The sequence below is a fragment of the Rarobacter faecitabidus genome (assembly GCF_006716265.1).
GTDB lineage: Bacteria > Actinomycetota > Actinomycetes > Actinomycetales > Cellulomonadaceae > Rarobacter > Rarobacter faecitabidus.
Window position 1 is genome coordinate 1500343 of record NZ_VFOS01000001.1, and the last position, 17555, is coordinate 1517897.

General features: G+C 65.5%; 14 protein-coding genes. 9 read left to right on the forward strand and 5 right to left on the reverse strand.

Features of this window, described 5'->3' with window-relative positions; genetic code table 11:
- Positions 1-90 precede the first annotated feature (90 nt).
- Genes FB461_RS06645 through FB461_RS06660 form a run of 4 tightly spaced genes read left to right on the forward strand, consistent with a single transcriptional unit; the run spans position 91 to position 4974 of the window.
- On the forward strand, positions 91-1068 hold the full coding sequence (locus FB461_RS06645) for a 3-methyladenine DNA glycosylase (RefSeq protein ID WP_246046053.1): 978 nt from the start codon (positions 91-93) through the stop codon (positions 1066-1068).
- A 5-nt stretch (positions 1069-1073) separates the two neighbouring features.
- A complete protein-coding gene (locus tag FB461_RS06650) occupies positions 1074-3719 on the forward strand; it encodes a DEAD/DEAH box helicase (RefSeq protein ID WP_142120066.1) in 2646 nt (881 codons plus the stop codon).
- Positions 3712-4221, forward strand: coding sequence for a Cys-tRNA(Pro) deacylase (gene ybaK / locus FB461_RS06655; protein WP_246046054.1), 510 nt, complete (start codon positions 3712-3714; stop codon positions 4219-4221). The genes FB461_RS06650 and ybaK overlap by 8 nt, the downstream gene beginning before the upstream one ends.
- A gap of 3 nt (positions 4222-4224) precedes the next feature.
- Positions 4225-4974 carry a YggS family pyridoxal phosphate-dependent enzyme gene (locus FB461_RS06660; protein WP_246046057.1) on the forward strand — a complete coding sequence of 250 codons (750 nt, stop codon included), beginning with the start codon at positions 4225-4227 and terminating at the stop codon, positions 4972-4974.
- Between the two features lie 21 nt (positions 4975-4995).
- On the opposite strand, the gene FB461_RS06665 is transcribed toward FB461_RS06660, so the two are convergent.
- Positions 4996-6465, reverse strand: a complete 1470-nt coding sequence (locus FB461_RS06665) for a hypothetical protein (RefSeq protein ID WP_142120070.1) — start codon at positions 6463-6465, stop codon at positions 4996-4998.
- Between the two features lie 95 nt (positions 6466-6560).
- Here FB461_RS06665 and FB461_RS06670 point away from each other — a divergent pair, with 95 nt between their 5' ends.
- Positions 6561-7256: a hypothetical protein gene (locus tag FB461_RS06670; protein ID WP_142120072.1), complete on the forward strand. Its 696-nt coding sequence runs from the start codon at positions 6561-6563 to the stop codon at positions 7254-7256.
- 201 nt (positions 7257-7457) lie between these two features.
- On the opposite strand, the gene cimA is transcribed toward FB461_RS06670, so the two are convergent.
- Complete coding sequence (gene cimA / locus FB461_RS06675; RefSeq protein WP_142120074.1) at positions 7458-9053, reverse strand: citramalate synthase; 1596 nt, start codon at positions 9051-9053, stop codon at positions 7458-7460.
- Positions 9054-9565: 512 nt separating this feature from the next.
- On the opposite strand from cimA, the gene FB461_RS06680 reads away from it, so the two are divergent.
- A complete protein-coding gene (locus FB461_RS06680) occupies positions 9566-10408 on the forward strand; it encodes a hypothetical protein (RefSeq protein WP_142120076.1) in 843 nt (280 codons plus the stop codon).
- Positions 10409-10535: 127 nt separating this feature from the next.
- On the opposite strand, the gene FB461_RS06685 is transcribed toward FB461_RS06680, so the two are convergent.
- The 3 genes from FB461_RS06685 to FB461_RS06695 all read right to left on the reverse strand — a co-directional run bounded on the left by FB461_RS06685 (position 10536) and on the right by FB461_RS06695 (position 13974).
- On the reverse strand, positions 10536-11648 hold the full coding sequence (locus tag FB461_RS06685; protein WP_142120078.1) for a branched-chain amino acid aminotransferase: 1113 nt from the start codon (positions 11646-11648) through the stop codon (positions 10536-10538).
- Between the two features lie 160 nt (positions 11649-11808).
- Entirely contained in the window at positions 11809-12852 is a 1044-nt protein-coding gene (locus FB461_RS06690; protein ID WP_142120081.1) for a 3-isopropylmalate dehydrogenase, read from the reverse strand.
- 123 nt (positions 12853-12975) lie between these two features.
- Positions 12976-13974, reverse strand: coding sequence for an ArgP/LysG family DNA-binding transcriptional regulator (locus FB461_RS06695; RefSeq protein WP_142120083.1), 999 nt, complete (start codon positions 13972-13974; stop codon positions 12976-12978).
- Positions 13975-14042: 68 nt separating this feature from the next.
- Between FB461_RS06695 and FB461_RS06700 the strand changes: the two genes are divergently transcribed.
- The 3 genes from FB461_RS06700 to FB461_RS06710 all read left to right on the forward strand — a co-directional run bounded on the left by FB461_RS06700 (position 14043) and on the right by FB461_RS06710 (position 17338).
- On the forward strand, positions 14043-14693 hold the full coding sequence (locus FB461_RS06700) for a LysE/ArgO family amino acid transporter (RefSeq protein ID WP_246046058.1): 651 nt from the start codon (positions 14043-14045) through the stop codon (positions 14691-14693).
- Between the two features lie 71 nt (positions 14694-14764).
- Entirely contained in the window at positions 14765-15607 is an 843-nt protein-coding gene (ppk2, locus tag FB461_RS06705; protein WP_142120085.1) for a polyphosphate kinase 2, read from the forward strand.
- A 117-nt stretch (positions 15608-15724) separates the two neighbouring features.
- The gene (locus FB461_RS06710; RefSeq protein WP_142120087.1) at positions 15725-17338 is read left to right on the forward strand and encodes an META domain-containing protein; all 1614 of its coding nucleotides are present in this window, start codon (positions 15725-15727) and stop codon (positions 17336-17338) included.
- Positions 17339-17555: the final 217 nt, after the last annotated feature.

Sequence of the window (17555 nt, forward strand, 5' to 3'; positions counted from 1 at the left end):
CTTAGCGCGTACGCGCGTATCGCTGGACATTACCGATCTCGATGGGGCACTCGTTCGTTTTCCACAGGGAAACCGCGACACAATAGGACCGTGACGCATTCGCCGCCATCCGCAGCCGTACAGAGCGAGGCCGTACTGCTCGACGCGCCGACCTGGCGGGCGGCTGCCGCGGACCACGCGAAGCGAGCGGACTCGCTGACGGCCGCCCGCAGGGCCCGCACGGCAGCCGGCACCAAGGACGAGGTTGAAGACTTCCTGTTCACCTACTACCCGGTCCGCCCCGGCCAGTTGCGCCGCTGGCATCCCGGTGTGGGCATCGCGCTCGTGGTGGACAGCGAGGACGAGGCCTCCGAGTGGGTCGCTGGCCGTTGGTATGGCGCGCAGCGCCGCTCTGAGGACCCGAGCGCAAGCCTTCGCGAGGATGCGGAATGCGCCGATCGGCAGCCGATCGCGATGGCAGTCGGCCTCGATACCCGAGCCTTCCTGGCCGACCGCATCGACGCCGTGCGGTGGATCCACGCCGTACTGACGAGCACCGCGGGCAGGCGCCCGGCGTTCGGCTGCTTCGGCTTCCACGAATGGGCGATGGTGTACCGGCAGGACGCCCACCGCCACAGCCTCCCGCTTCGCCTCGGGCAGGAGGCCACCGATGCGCTGGTGGAGGGCTCGTCCATTCAGTGCTCCCACTTCGACGCCTTCCGCTTCTTCACCCCCGCGGCCAGGCCGCTCAACGCGCTGCAGCCCACGCCCGAGTCGCGCGTGACCATGGACCAGCCGGGCTGTCTGCACGCCAACATGGACCTGCTTCGGCACGCGACCAAACTAGGCCCGGCCGTTCCCGGCGACCTGCTGCTGGACTGCTTCGAGCTGGCGCGCGACGTGCGAGTGCTCGACATGGAAGCCTCACCCTACGACGTGACGTCGCGCGGCTACGGGGTCGTGCCGATCGAATCCGCCCGCGGTCGCGCCGAGTACGCCCGCCGCCAGCGGGAGGTCTTCGTCCGCGCGGAGGTTCTTCGTGCTCGCCTCTCGCAGGTCACCTCTGCGCTGCTCGCCCTGGCAGACTAGGGATCATGCCCGCCGCTCTCAAGGACTACCTGCCCGCCTTCGACGCCTCAAGGACGAGTCCTCCCAGCGCCGACCCCGAGGCCGTGATCGACGGCTTCACGTCGTGGGCGCAGGACGCGGGATTCACGCTGTATCCGGCGCAGGAGGAGGCACTCCTCGAAATTGTCTCCGGTTCGCACGTGATCATGGCGACCCCGACGGGTTCCGGCAAATCGATGGTCGCCGCGGCTGCCCACTTCGCCGCACTGGCCGCGCGCACTGCGGGCGACGGCGGCGTCACCTACTACACGGCCCCGCTCAAGGCACTGGTCTCGGAGAAGTTCTTCGCCCTCGTGAAGCTATTCGGCTCCGAGAACGTGGGCATGATGACGGGAGACTCGGCGGTCAATCCCGAGGCGCCGATCATCTGCTGCACCGCGGAGATCCTCGCGAACCTCGCGCTGCGCCGCGGAGACGATCCGAAGGGCCGCGAGCGCATCGCGCAGGTGGTGATGGACGAGTTCCACTTCTATGCCGATCCGCAGCGCGGCTGGGCGTGGCAGGTGCCTCTGCTGACGCTCACGAGCACCCAGTTCATCCTGATGTCGGCGACACTCGGCGACACCTCGTTCTTCGAAGAGGATCTGCAGCAGCGCACCGGGCGCCCGATCGCGACGGTCACGTCGACCACCCGACCCGTTCCGCTGAGTTTCGAGTACGTCGTGGAGCCCATCACCGAGGTCATCGAAGAACTCGTCCACACCCACCGCACCCCCGTCTACGTGGTCCACTTCGCGCAGAAGGATGCGATCGACCGGGCCACCGCGCTGCTCAGCACAAAGCTGATCTCAGCGGAACAGAAGAAACAGATCGTCGACGAACTTGGCGACTTCCGGTTCGCCCGCGGCTTCGGGTCGACCCTGTCGAAGCTGCTGCGAGCGGGAATCGGCATTCACCACGCGGGCATGCTGCCGAAGTATCGCCGGGTGGTCGAACGACTGACCCAGCTCGGCCTCCTCGCCGTCGTGTGCGGCACCGACACGCTCGGCGTCGGCATCAACGTGCCCATCCGCACCGTGCTGATCACCTCGCTCGTGAAGTTCGACGGCGTCAAGATGCGCCACGTTACGGCGCGCGAGTTCCACCAGATCGCGGGGCGGGCGGGCCGCGCCGGGTACGACACGCTCGGCGAGGTGCTGGTCATGGCGCCCGAGCACGTCATCGAGAACCGCAAAGCGTTGCAAAAGGCGGGCGACGACCCGAAGAAGCTCAGGAAGATCGTCCGGAAGAAGGCCCCCGAGGGGTCGGTGAACTGGACCGACAAGACCTTCGAGCGGCTGCGGGATGCCGATCCGGAGCCGCTGACCAGCAACTTCGCGATCAATCACGCGATGGTGCTGAACGTACTCGGCCGCACGCGCGCCGACTTCCGCGCCGACCCGGTCGCGATCCTCGCGCATCTGCTCACCGCCAACCACGATGCGGCAGCAGCCAAGCGCGAGCATGTGCGCCGTGCCCTGCAGATCTACCGCTCCCTGAAGCAGACCGGGCTGATCGAGCACTCGACCTACCGGGACGCGAAGGGTTTGCACGCGCGCGTCACGCTCACGCGGGACCTGCCCGATCACTTCGCGCTCAACCAACCGCTTTCGCCCTTCGCGCTCGCCGCGCAGGAACTGCTCGACATCGAGGCACCCACGCACTCGCTCGACGTCATCTCCACCATCGAGGCGACGCTCGACGACCCGCGCCAGGTGCTGTACGCGCAGCAGCGCGCCGCGAAGGGTGAGGCCATCGCGGCCATGAAGGCAGAGGGATACGACTACGACGAGCGCATGGCCGCGCTTGAGGAAATCAAGTGGCCCCGGCCCCTCGCCGACGTGCTGGAGCCCGCTTTCGCGACGTACCGCCGCACGAATCCGTGGGTCGCCGACGCGGAACTCGCCTGCAAATCCGTGGTGCGCGAGATGGTCGAGACGGGCGCGACCTTCGGCGAATACGTGGGCCGCTACTCGCTGGACCGCACCGAGGGCGTGCTGCTGCGCTACCTGGCAGACGCGTATCGCGCGCTGTCCAAGACGGTCGCCCCCGAGCACCGCACAGAGCACCTGGCGGACATCGTCGTGTGGCTCGGCGAGATGATCGCGTCGGTGGACTCGTCCCTCCTGGACGAGTGGGAGCGCCTCTCCCATCCCGTGGACGACGATGCCGACACCCTGACCGGCGACGGGCCGCTGTCGGGGACGGGCGAATCCGCTCCAGTACGACCGCTGACCGCCAACGCGCGGTCCTTCCGGATCATGGTCGCCGGGGCGATGTTCCGCCGCGTCGAACTTGCCGCCAGGGAGAACTACTCGGCGCTCGGCGCGCTTGACAGCGGCGACGGCTGGCACGCGCGCGCCTGGGCCGATGCGCTCGATCCCCTGTTCGATGAGTTCGGGGACGACGCGATCGGCATCGACGGCGCGGCGCGCAGCGCGGCGCTCGTCCACATCGACACCGGCGACAGCCCGGGCGCGCGCACCTGGCGGGTCCGGCAGGTGATCGACGATCCCGACCACACCGGAGACTGGTCCATCGTCGCGGAAGTAGACCTCGATGCCTCGGACGAGGCCGGCCAGGTGGTCCTGCACATCCTGTCGGTCGGCCCCTGGGAGGAATCTCGTGGCTAAGGGCAAGAGAGCAGAGGGCAAGAAGCCGGGCGGCACGCCCGCCACCGTGGCACTCGACAAGGCGGGCGTCGCCTTCCACGTCCACACGTACGAGCACGACCCGCACTCCGACCTGAGTTTCGGACTGGAGGCCGCGACGGCGCTGGGCAAGAATCCCGCGCAGGTGTTCAAGACGCTGCTCGTGAGCGCCGACGGCGCGTTGGCCGTCGGCATTGTGCCGGTGACCGGCCAACTCGATCTGAAGGCCATGGCCCAGGCATTGGGGGCCAAGCGTGCCGAGATGGCCGATCCCGCGGTCGCGCAGCGATCGACCGGCTACGTGCTCGGCGGGATATCCCCGTTCGGCCAGCGGCAGCGACTGCGCACCGTCATCGATGCGAGCGCCGGTGGATTCGAGACGATCCTGGTATCGGGCGGGCGGCGCGGCATGGATATTGAGGTGGCTCCCGCGGACCTGGTCCGAGTACTCGATGCCGTCGGCGCCCAGATCGCTCGGGGTTAGCGCATGACGGGAATGACCGCTTCGGCGACTATCGCGTCCCGCGTGGCGGCGCTGACCGAGCGAATCCATAGCGCAGCAACCGCCGCTGGGCGCGTCCCGTCTGAGGTACGCGTGCTGCTCGCGACCAAGACGCAGGACACGGACGGCATCGCGCAGGCCATCGACGCGGCACGCGCACACGAGTTGAGCGTGCTGGTGGGCGAGAACAGGGTGCAGGAACTCGTTGCCAAGGCGGGGTACTTCGCCGGCTTGCGTACCGACATCCACCTGATCGGACCGTTGCAGTCCAACAAGGTCAACGCCGCGCTCGCCGCGCTCGCCGCGGCCACGCACGCGGCGGGCCGAGCCTGCATTCAGACCGTCGATTCCGCCTCCCTGGCGAGGCGGCTCGCCTCGCGCTGCCAGGGCAACGCACCCCTGGACGTCATGATCCAGGTCAATACCGCTATGGACGAGTTCAAACGCGGAATCGAGCCGGCGCTACTGCCCAATCTGGCCGAGGAGATCGCGAACCATCCCACGCTACGTCTGGTGGGCCTCATGACCATCGGCCCGCGCTCGCGCGACCGCGATGTCACGACCGCCGCGTTCGAGTCATTGCGAACGCTGCGCGAGAGCCTGATCGACCGCGGGCACGCCCACGCGAGGGAACTGTCGATGGGCATGTCCGGCGATCTTGACTTGGCGATCGCCGCGGGCGCGACGATCGTGCGGCCGGGAACTGCAGTGTTCGGCTCGCGGCCGACGGTGTGATCGCCGGCCGCGAGCGCGTCCCTACTTGGTCAACTTGACCTTCGCCGTCGCCGAGACGAAGTTCTTCTTGGCCGCGGTGATCTTCACAGTCTTGGCCTTGGACTTCTTCTTCAGCGTGACCTTGACCTTGCCGTTCGCCTTGGTGAGGTAGGACTTTCCGAGGAATTTCACCTTGGCGCCCTTCACCGGGCTCCCGGCGTCCGTCACGGTGACCGTGAACTTCTTGCCCTTCTTCGCCTTGGCCTTCTTGGGACTGACCTTCACGGAGAGCGCCGGGAGCAGTTGGACGTGGAACAGGTCCGCCTGGTTGGCCGTCGTCGCGTGCCCGGCGGTCAGGATGGCGTCCAGCCCCGGTCCGTACGCGTCGGTTTCGAGGTTGTAGAGGTAGGCGTTCTCGCTCCCCCACTTCAGCGATTGTCCCGTGCGCACGGCGCCTATCTTGGTGCCCGTCGGATTTGTGGAGGCAACGTGTAGTTCGCGGCCCTCCAGCCAGGACACCCAGAGTCGGTTGCCCGTCGGGGCGGCTGCCACCTTGACGCTCCTGAAGTAGTTGGCCTTGTTAGTCACCGTCCTTGCCTTGGTTGCGCCGAACTTCCAGAGCGCGATCGTGGAAGGGCTCGTGGCGTAGGCCGCGTAGACACCACCGGACTTAGGGCTGGCAAGACCGATGTTGCCCCCGGACCAGTAGGCGTTCGGACCGGATCCGGGCGCCCGCACGGCCTGGCCCACTGTGGGCCAGACCTGCTGCAGCCAGACCCCCTCGTCGGAACCTCCCCCGATGAACCAGCCCGCCACGACGGCGCCCGACGCGTTGTCGCGAACCAGGGACAGGTTGTAGGAGTCGGCTCCGAGTGCCGCCTCCCGGCCGTGGAAATCACCGGACGCGGCAGCGATAGTCGGCGCGATCCCGATTCGGAAGGTCACGCGGTTGGTCGAGGTGGGGATCCGGCCGGTCACGACCGCAGAGCCAGAGGAGACCACGGCCAGGCCGTAGGCAGAGTGATAGCTGCTGTAGGAATCGGACAGTGACTCATTCGTGGCGACCGCCCAGTTGTCCCCGGCGCCGAGGCGCGAGAACGCCACAGTCTGGCTGAACGGGTCACTGGGCTCGCTCGTGCGCACACCCGAATAAGCGACGATGACCTGCCCATTGCTCAATCGGGCAAGGGCGGGATCGTGCTCAATCGACATCCAGCCGCTGACCGCGGTAGACGTCTTGATGGCCTTGCCCTTCGCATTGATGCGAACGACCTTCACCGCCGAGTTACCGACGCTACCCTGCTGCCACCCCGCGAGGAGGTCGCTTCCCTGGCGCAGAATCGAGGGCGTCGTTGTGATTGACACGTCGTCGTTTGTGACCCTCGTCCAGGTGCCGTTGGTGCCGGCGTGGGAGGTGGTCGCGCCGACGATACCGGCGCTTGTGGCGAGCGCTGAAACCGCAATCGCCGTCGCTATTTTCCGCCACGCGGAGTCTTGCGTGTTTTGTACCATTTTCGAATCGTATGCCCGCGCACTCCACCGGACAACCGATGTCCACCAGCGGGTCAATTTGCTACGGGTGGGGGTTGTAGGCGAGAGTCGGGTTCATGGCATGGTTCTCGCGCTCGCGCCCCGTCGACCCCAACTGGCACGAGTCATGGGACGCTGCGACGCACCGCGTACTCCTCCACGTCCCATTCGCGCCCGCGTCTCCCGCGACATCGGATACGGCGGAAGAACTCTCCCAGGCGATCGTGCACGCCGTCCGCGCGGTGCAGGCCGGCGACGTGGGTTCGTCCATTCCGGATGGCGTGACCGAGGCCACCGTCGCGATCCTCGTCGAGCCCGAGCGCAGGGGGCTCGGCGACCTGGAACGTCACACCGTCGACATTCTGCGCGAGTCGCTGGGCTCCTCGATCCCGCTCGAGGTCGCCGAAACTTCGGTGCCGGATGTCGAGGAGGACGACCCGGACAGCGACCCCGAGGTGGGTGCCGCGGAACTCGCGTGGGACGAGGCCGCCAAGTCGCTCGTCATCAAGGTCGCGTTGCCGGAGACCAGCATCGAGGCACGGGTGGCTCGGCTCATGAAGACCGCGTTCAACAGCGGTCTCGCCGCCATCGCGTCCGCCCCGGCCCAGGGGCTGGTGCCCGACGATGTCCGGGGTTCCGAGACCTACGACCTCCACCTGATTCTGCAGCCGGGCACGCCGCAAGGCGGCCGCGTCAACGCAGTGGAATCCACGCTCCGAGGTGCGCTGAGGAAGACGAAGGTCACGCTCTGCGTCGAGTTCGCCAGCGCCTGAGACGCGGGCCGGAAGAATCCGAGTCGAAGCGAGCGAATCGCATCCCGCCACGGGCGGCGTTGCAGCAGCGATCCCGAATGGCGCAGGTACGGCGCCGTCCCGACGAGACTCACCCTCAGTAGCGGGGCATCGGCCTAGCGCTAACCGGCCTAGCACTAACCGGCCTGGCATCGGCCTAGCGCTCACCGGCCTGGCATCGGCCTAGCGCGGATCGATGCCCTCGCGCCGCAGGCCGTAGATGGCGGAGTCCGTCAGCGCTTCCCATGACGCCTCGAGCACGTTGGGGCCTACGCCCACCGTCGACCACGTGCTCACGCCGTCCGTGGTTTCGATCAGGACGCGGGTGATCGCGTCTGTGCCGTGCGTCTCGTCGAGGATGCGCACTTTGAAGTCCACGAGTTCGAACTTGTTGATCTCGGGGTAGACCTGCTCCAAGGCCACTCGCAAGGCGTGGTCGAGAGCGTTGACCGGTCCGTTGCCCTCCCCGATGGTGACGATTCGCTCACCGCCGGCCACGAGTTTGACCGTGGCTTCGGCGCTGGCCTGGGTGCCGCGAGGGCCGACCCGCTCCACGATCGCACGCCAGGACTCCACGGCGAAGTACTTGGGGCGAGTGCCCTCGAGTTCCTCGACTAGGAGAAGCTCGAACGACGCGTCGGCCGCGTCGAAAACGTAGCCGTTGGCTTCCGCGTCCTTGACCCTATTTGTGATCGCCGTCAGCACGTCCGAACGGCCGGCCAGATCGAAGCCGAGCTCACGACCCTTGAGTTCGATAGAGGCGCGGCCGGCCATCTCGGAGACGAGCATCCGCATGTCGTTGCCGACGCGCGTCGGATCCATGTGCTGATAAAGGTCGGGGTCGACCTTGATGGCGCTCGCGTGGAGACCGGCTTTGTGAGCGAACGCGCTCGCGCCGACGTATGGCTGGCGGCCGTAGGGCGTGATGTTGGTGATCTCGGAGATCTGATGCGCGACGTGCGTGGCGTTGGCCAGGTCTCCGGCCAGGGTCTTCAGGTCGTACTTGACCTCGAGGTTTGCGATCACGGTCAAGAGGTCGGCGTTCCCGGTGCGTTCCCCGTAGCCGTTGACGGTTCCCTGCACGTGGCGGGCGCCTGCGTTCACGGCGGCGAGCGTATTTGCGACCGCGCACCCGGTGTCATTGTGCGCGTGCATGCCGAGGATGGTCTCCGGGGTTCCCGTGCCGGTCGCCTCGCGCAGCTCGGCGACGATCTCGCCTACCCATTCGGGCAGCATGCCACCGTTGGTGTCACAGAGGATCACGGCCTCGGCGCCCGCCTCGAAGGCGACCTCGACGGCGCGCGTGGTGTAGCGAGGATCGAAGCGATATCCGTCGAAGAAGTGTTCCGCATCCACCATGACCCGCCGGCCCTGCTGACGCAGTAGCGCAACCGTGTCCTGGATCATCGCTAGATTCTCATCCGGGGTGGTCTTGAGCGCGCGCTCGACGTGGCGGATGTCGGACTTCGCAACGAGGGTGACAACGGGTGCCTCAGAGTCCAGCAGCGCCCGAACCTGCGGGTCCGCGTCGGCGCTCACCCCGGCCTTGCGCGTTGCCCCGAATGCTGCCAGCACGGCGTTGCGGAACTTGAGCTCACGCCGAGCGCGCGAGAAGAAATCGGTGTCCTTGGGAATTGCACCCGGCCAGCCACCCTCGATGAACCCGACGCCCAATTCGTCCAGGAGAGTTGCGATGGCGATCTTGTCATTGACGGAGACGTTCATGCCTTCTTGCTGCGCACCATCGCGCAACGTCGTGTCGTAGACCTGAAAGTTCATGGCGGGTCTCTTTCGAATCGTGCCTTGGCTGGCTTAGTCGGGCGTGCGAGCAACAAAAAAACCCCCCAGCATGGGAGGTTGGCGCGCCGATTCCGTAACTGGAATCAGACGCGCTCGGCAATAATGACCACGGCTTCGTTGCTCACCCGTTCATTGTCACACGCGCGCGGGGATACGTGCAACGCTCCCCGCCCCATACGCACTGGATCAGCAGCGTTCTCGAGTGAGTGGCGGGCGCGAAACGTTTGCGGAAACAACCGCAAATAGTACTCGACATCCAACAACTCTAGCAATGTGATTTATTTCACAGATCGGCAGTTCGTAGGCTTTCGACGTGCACGGCGAGGCGTTTTCCCCCAACCTGGAGGAGTACGGAACGAAGCACGAGCGCCGTGGTTGCACCCCGCAGGAATCCCGACCGGGGTGGGCCGCTCGCACGCCGAGGCGAACCAGGAATGGCCATACCAGCGCCAAGTCTGACCATGCCTCAGCCCCAGGAAAGGAAGAATGGGATGAATACCCACCGCATCAAATTCGCTGCCATCGCATCGGCGTTCGCCCTGGCCGGCGGCCTCGGGCTGGCCGCCGCGCCCGCAGCAACCGCAGCACCCGCACCAGGGGCCTTCGCAGTATCGAGCATCGGTAAGCTCCCCTCGACCATCAAACTCACGAAGTCGACGAAGGAGCATGCCTTCACCGTCAGCCTCACCGGCACCCCGGCCGACGCCGGATACACGGACTCCAACGGCGATGGCGCGTACGTTTCCTACCGCGCCACTACCGCCGACTATTCGAGCTGGTACAAGGCGACGCGAGTCAGCACGGTCGTGAAGAAGGCCAACGTCATTCAGCCGACGATCTGGGGCCCGACCACGGCGTTCGCAACCGGCACGGTTGCAGGATTCACCTTGCGAGTCTCCCCGTACACGACGCCGGGCAAGTACAACGTCTCGGTTCCGATCACCCAGAGCCAGTCCGTCGGCTATGACCCCACCACCAAGGTAACCAGGTGGGTAACCAAGACGGTCACGATCGTGGCACCCGCAGCGGTGGGCAAGAGCCAGACCTCGTACAGCAGCAACACATGGAAGACCGGTCAGACGGCGAAGATCACCGTGCGCGCACCCGAGTTCAAGAAGGGCGCCAAGGCGTATCTCTACTACCGGGCGCCGGGAGCGAAGAAGTTCAAGGTCGTCGCGAAGAAGAAGTTCACCAAGGCGAAGTACTCGCGCGTTACCGTGACGCTCAAGAGCAAGAAGTTGCGCGTCGGTGGACGAGCCTACGTCAAGGTGAGCAAGAACAAGTACGCCAAGGCCTACAAGTTCAAGTCGCAGAAGATCAAGCGCATGTACTGACGCCAAACAGCAAGGCGGGGCGGATGAACTAGACGTTCATCCGCCCCGCCTTTTTGCTTGCCGGAAACGACACTCGCACGCCCGGGCCGGCACCCATTCGGCAGTCAGGCGAAGCGCGATCGTCCGATCACGCCAATCGCGTCAGCCAGCCGTAGCGGTCCTCGACCTTGCCTGTCTGGATACCGGTGAGTTCCTCGCGCAGGGCCATCGTGAGTTGTCCGGCGCCGCCGTCCGCGACGGTGACGTCGATGTCGGTGCTCTTGAACCCGCCGATCGGCGTGATCACGGCGGCAGTGCCGCACGCGAAAACCTCGGCGACCGAGCCGTCCTGAATGCCTGCGATCAATTCCGACAGGGCGATCTTGCGTTCCACGACCTGGTGACCGCGGTCGCGTGCGAGTTGCAGGATGGAGGAACGCGTCACGCCTTCGAGGATCGTGCCGGTCAGTTCCGGCGTCTCAACGGTGCCGTCGGACTTCACGACGAAGAGGTTCATGCCGCCGAGTTCTTCGAGGTACGTTTCGGTGACATCGTCGAGGAAAGCCACCTGCTCGCAACCCTGCTCGTATGCCTCGATCTGCGGCAGGAGGGAAGCGGCGTAGTTCCCGCCGCACTTGGCCGCGCCGGTTCCGCCCTTGCCCGCCCGGTGATAGTCCTGGGCGATCCAGATGGAGACGGGCTTGACGCCATCGGCGAAGTACGAGCCGACCGGCGAGGCGATGACCAGGTACTCGACTTCGTGGCTCGCCCGGACGCCCAGGAAGGTCTCCGAGGCGTACATGAAGGGCCGCAGGTAGAGGCTGAAACCCTCCGCGTCCGGCACCCAGTCGACGTCCTGGCGTACCAGCGCGACGAGAGAACCTATGAAGTCCTCGGTGCTGAGTTCAGGGAGTGCCAGGCGCCGCGCAGAGCGGCGGAAGCGCGCCGCATTCGCCTCGGGGCGGAATGTCCAGACCGAGCCGTCCGCATGGCGGTAAGCCTTCAGCCCTTCGAAGATCTCCTGCGCGTAGTGCAGGACGGCTGCCGCGGGATCCAGGAGCAGGGGGCCGTATTCCACCACCCGACGGTCCCGCCAACCGCCGTCGATGTTCCAGGTGATCCTGGCCATGTGGTCCGAAAATACGGTGCCGAACCTCGGTGCGCGCAGTTCGGCGGCGCGTTCCTCAGCAGAGGTGGGGTTCGATGTGGGGTACACCTCGAACGAGCGTGCTAGTTCGCCGAGGTCCAATGAAGTACTCATGATTGTTTCTGGCCTTTCACCATAAGAACCGGGGTGCAGCTCGCGGCTGGGTTCCCCAGGTACGACTTTATCTGGTGAGGACGACCGAGGTGAACGTTCGGTTCCTGATGGGGAGCCAGAACGTGGATCCGGCACCGGGATCATGGTGCCGCGATGACCGTTAGTCGCGCAGGAGGGCGACCAGGTCGGATCCGACCTCGGTCGTCGAGCGGACTCGGTCGCCACGGGAGGCCAGGTCGGCGGCGATAGCCGCCTCGACCTTTGCCGCCTCGTTGGTCAGACCGAGGTGATCGAGCAGCAGCGCGACCGAGGCCACGGTAGCCGTCGGGTCGGCCTTGCCCTGGCCCGCGATGTCGGGCGCTGATCCGTGCACGGGCTCGAACATCGACGGGGCGGTGCGGTCGGCGTTGATATTGGCCGATGCGGCAAGTCCGATACCGCCGACGATCGCCGCGGCCTGGTCCGTCAGGATGTCGCCGAACAGGTTGTCGGTCACGATCACGTCGAACCGCGACGGGTTCGTCGTCAAGAAGATGGTGGCCGCGTCCACGTGCAGGTAGTCGGTCGTGACGTCCGGGAACTCGGCGTTCACGGCCTCGACGGTCCGGCGCCACAAGTGGCCGGCGTGCACGAGGACGTTGTGCTTGTGCACGAGAGTCAGGTGCTTGGCTGGGCGGGCCGCGGCTCGGGTGAACGCATCGCGGACAACGCGCTCGACACCGAAGGCGGTGTTGACGGAAACCTCATTGGCGACCTCGTGCGGCGTCCCGACGCGGATCGCGCCGCCGTTACCGACGTACGGTCCTTCGGTTCCCTCGCGAACTACGATGAAGTCGATGTCGCCCGGGTTGGCCAGCGGTGACTTGACTCCCTGGTACAGCTTGGCGGGGCGCAGGTTGACGTACTGATCGAGGCTGAATCGCAACTTCAGGAGCAGCCCGCGCTCCAGCACACCGGAGGGAACGGTTGGGTCGCCGATCGCGCCGAGCAGGATCGCGTCGTGCTCGCGGATCGAGGCGAGATCCTCGTCCGTCAGGGTGTCGCCGGTGCGGTGCCAGCGGGCGGCGCCGAGGTCGAACTTGGTCTGGTCAATGGTCACGCCGCTGTTCGCGGTCACCGCCTCAAGGACCCGCAAGCCCTGTTCTACAACCTCGATGCCAATGCCATCGCCGGGGATAACTGCCAGTTTGATGTTGCGGGTCATGGGAAGAGCATAGTCGTAAGTCCGCCCCTCGGACACATCGATCTCATGATTCGACACAAATTCGTTGCGATAAAGGCGCTCCTCACGCCCGCAAGAGTCCCATCTCCGCACTCCTTCGTTGTCTCAGCGCCGTAGGGCCTCGCTGGCCGCCTCTGCGATGCGCTCCACCAAGGCGTCGAGCGAGGACGAATGCAGTCGCTGGCGCTGGAGGTAAAGCGGCACGTCGATGTGCTCGCCGGGATCGATGTCCACGAGCCCGCCCTGCTCGCCTACCCCACTCTGCCGCCCGCCCTCGCCCTGCCGGTTGCGGGATTGATCGGCTTGCAGATCGTCAATGAGTCCCCAGCCCATCGACGCATCGATCGCTCGTTTGAAATCCGCGCTTGCCGGCACGTAGTGCGTCGGCGGCGCGATGGTCTTCAAGCCGTCAGCTCCATCGCTCGAGGTGCTGACCCAACGTTCGGCGCGCAGTCCCCAGCGATCGCGCAGATAACGGGCCTGGAGGCCGTCCTGACGGTCGAAATTGATCATGGGCGCACGTGCGAGGGCCGGTGCGCCGAGCCCATCGGGGAACCACTTGTTTACGAAGTCCTGGCTGGCCCAGGCGCGGTAGCGCATCTTGCCGAGAAAGCTCACCCGACATCCGGGGACCGGTTCAGCCACTGTCGAGATCGCCGCTACGGCATTCCCTTCGCGAATCTTGTCCAGAGAGTGGTTCTCGTCCTCTCGCAGGATCTCGATGTCCGCCGTCTGCCCGACATCAGCCAAGGGACGCAGCGCCCATGTCGCGAGTGCGTCCGCGGAGATGACGACCGTGAGCCTGGGTCTCGAGGACGAGTTCTCCCTCCCGCTCGGCTCAGTCGCGATGCCAAGGGCCGTGAACAGATCGGCTTGCTGGAGGAGGAGGTTGCTTGCGTAATTCGCGACTTCGCGGCCCGCTGCGGTGAGTGCTGCCGGCCTACCGCGCTGGACGAGCACCTTCCCGGCCGCGGTTTCGAGTGCGCGGACTCGCTGGCTGACTGCCGATGGCGTGATGTGCAGGAACTGCGCCGCAGCTTCGAAGCTGCCGGTCTGCGCTATCGCGTCCAGGGTCTCCAGCTGCTCCACCGATAGATTTACCATAAGATGATCTTAATATTATCAAGAATATTTCGTTCGACTTTATTAATTAACGTGCATATCGTGGCAGGATGCACGCTGCCACCCTCCTCGCACCCATGTGGACGGGATTCGCCACAGGACTAGGACTCATCGTTCCCCTCGGGGCGCAGAACGCGTTCGTCCTGCGCCAGTCACTGCGACGCGAGCACATCGGCGCCGTCGTGCTGGTGTGCATCGTCTCGGATGCGATCCTGATCGTCGCCGGCACTGCTGGGCTCGGCCAGGCGGTCGCACAGTCGCGGACCATCAGCGAAATCGCGCGATGGGGTGGCGCTGCCTTCCTCGCGTTCCTCGCGATCCAGGCCCTCGTCCGTGCGGTGAAGCCCGGCACGCTTAACGCCCCGAGCGACGCACCGCCAACCTCCCGGCGCAAGACCATCGCCACGACGGCCGCACTCACGTGGCTGAACCCGCACGTGTACATCGACACCGTCCTGCTCCTGGGATCGATCAGCGTCGCGCAGGCGATGCTGGTGCCCCCAGAATTCGCCACCGCGGCACCGTGGGCTTTCACGCTCGGGGCGATAGCGGCAAGCGTCATCTGGTTCAGCACGATCGGCTTCGGTGCCCGCTACCTCACCCCGCTCTTCGCGCGTCGCTGGACCTGGCGGGTTCTCGACGGCGCGGTCGCGCTGGTGATGGTCGCGATCGCGGTGCGGCTCGTGACTCACGCGGGCTGAGCGACGCCGGTGGAGCGAGTCGGATGAACCGGCCGGTGTTGCCTCCCCCTCATCCGCAGTACGCTTCACGAATGAGCACACGTTTTCCGAAGAAGGTCTACGCGCGCGAGCTCAAGAAGCTACAGGCGCAGCTCGTGGACATGCAGGCATGGGTTCAGGCCTCCGGTGCCCGCGTGGTGGTCATCTTCGAGGGCCGCGACGCCGCGGGCAAGGGATCGACCATCTCGCGGGTCTCGCAGTATCTCAATCCCCGCGTCACGCGCACCGTCGCGCTGCCGAGGCCGACCGAGCGCGAGCAGTCACAGTGGTACTTCCAGCGCTACATTCCGCACCTGCCCGCGGCGGGCGAGATCGTGCTCATGGACCGCTCCTGGTACAACCGCGCGGGAGTCGAGCGCGTCATGGGCTACTGCACGCATGCCGAATACCAGCGATTCCTGCGCCAGGCGCCCATATTCGAGCGCATGCTCATCGAGGACGGCATCCTGCTGCTGAAGTACTGGTTCTCCATCTCCGACGTGGAGCAGGAGGTGCGCTTCCATTCCCGCAATGAGGACCCGATGCGCCGGTGGAAGCTCAGCCCCAACGACGTCGCCTCCATCACCAAGTGGGAAGACTACTCGCGCGCCAAGGACACGATGCTCGTCCACACCGACATCCCGGAATCGCCCTGGTTCGAGGTGGACAACGAGGACAAGCGACGCGGCCGGATCAACATGATCGCTCACCTGCTCAGCCAGGTCCCCTACACCGACGTCGAACGCGATCCCATCGATATCCCGCCGCGCCCCAAATCCGGCGGCTACGTGCGACCACCGCGCGAGGAGATCAACTTCGTCCCCGACTATGCGAGCCAGGTGCTGTCCAGGTCCGAGGCCAAGGAGAAGAGCCGCAAGCCCAAGAAGGACGGCTGACAAACGCGGCGGAGGACTCGTCCATAACTCCCCCGGCGCAAGTTCGCGGGCTCTCGGCACATAGGACTATGGAGCGGGCCGGTCCCGCCACCATTGCGCTCGTGGAGGGAATCAACGATGAAGATACCGATGGCAGCCGTCGGAGTAGCCGTAATCGCGCTGCTCGGGGCGTGCGTTCCGACGACGCCCTCGTCGCCGGGCGAGGCCCCCGCGTCGTTCGATCTGGAATCGGCGATCGGGAATTGGACGGTCGCCGACTCCGGAACCGATGCCGACGGGGCGATCCTGCAGATCGGCTGGTCGCTCGCGCTGTCGCGGCAATGCGGCTACAGCCTGGTTTCGTACATCATCAAGCCCAACGGTGACTTCGTCGCGAGCGACGGAGGCTACACGCAAGACTGCGGCCCGGGCAGTTTCATCCCTGAGCGCGGGAAGTTCCGGTTCGTCGGCGATCGCCTTGAGATCGTGGACGAGTCCTCCGCCACAATTGCGGAACTTACTCGCGGTGGCGAGCCGCACGTCACCGGGGACACCTCACCGGAATTGGCCCAGGAGCCGGTCTACTCCGCGGAACTGGCGGCGGCAGTCCAGCTGCTTGCGCCCGCGAACCTGTCGCTGCCGGACGATGCGCGGGTCGCAACCGCCGCGGATCTGTCGGCCCACCGGTGGTATCCCGAGAATCCCGCACCAGAGGATCCGGGCGGATCCTGGATCGACCTGCGCGCCGATGGCCGCTATGAAACGTCCGACGGATGCAACGGCATGGTAGGCCTCTGGCTAGTGGATGACAGTACGGGAGCCTTCCGTGCAACGGGCGGAGGCAAGAACGAGGTCGGCTGTCCTGGAGTCGAAACCGATGCCGACCTGATGTCGGCGCACGCGATGGCTGTGACCGGTGACGGAAGCGCCCTGCTCTTCTTCGACGAAGCGGGGCAACAGGCCGCCCGTTACGTGGGCCACCCGAACCCCAAATCGCAGCAGTCTACGAGCCCGGATGCCGTTGGCCTGCTAAAGCAGTTGGTGGGCAAGTGGGTAGGGACCGAATCACGAGACGGCGAAGGAATGGCGCTGACAATCGGAAGGGACCTTGTGGTGAGTCGTCCCTGCGACGCCTGGGACAACGGCGCCAGCGTTGCCTATCTCCTGACCGCCGACGGCCGCTTCGTTACCGGACGGACATGGATGCTCGACACCTGCGACGAACCGCCAGCGATACCGATTGAAGGGCGGTTTTCCCTCACTGACGGGCACCTTGCGCTGGAGGATCTCCAGGGCAACACGCTCGCGCTATTCGATCGCGACGACTCGGCCGCGGCCGTTGATGGCGCTGAAGATCCCCTGGACGACATTGCTAGTAAGGTTATCGCCGAATTCTCGGCATCGTTGCCGGACGGGCTACGCCCGGTGACGCAAGATCTGCTCACAAGCCGGCGCTGGTATGCCATCGAACGACCTTCCGGCGAACGAGGTGAGTCATGGAACGAGTTCGGTAAGGACGGCGTGGAGACTGCCTTCGATTCATGCAACGAGTCGAGTCGCGGTTGGGTTATCGATGACGCGGGAATAATTGCATTTACCACTGTCATGGAATCAACGCTGGTGGGTTGCGACATAGACACCGAGCGGAACGAAGGCTGGTCCTCGGTCAAAGCGCTTGCCATCACGGCGGACGATGAGGAACTGGTCGCGGTGGATTCGCAAGGCCGCGAACTCATGCGGTTTCATCGCTAGTGCGTGCCGCAGTTGCGGATGCAGCGACTGACTCATAAGGGGGTAGTTGCGTGGTGTCACGCTACCTGATTCACTCACACCTTGCGGACCCAAGATGCAGAACTCATTGCGACGCTATACGGTGTGGAAGTTCCACCAGCGCCGTCGAGAGGCCTCCCCTTCGACCTCTCAACAACGAAGGAGATCAATGAAGGCCCGCACTCTGACCAAAATCCTG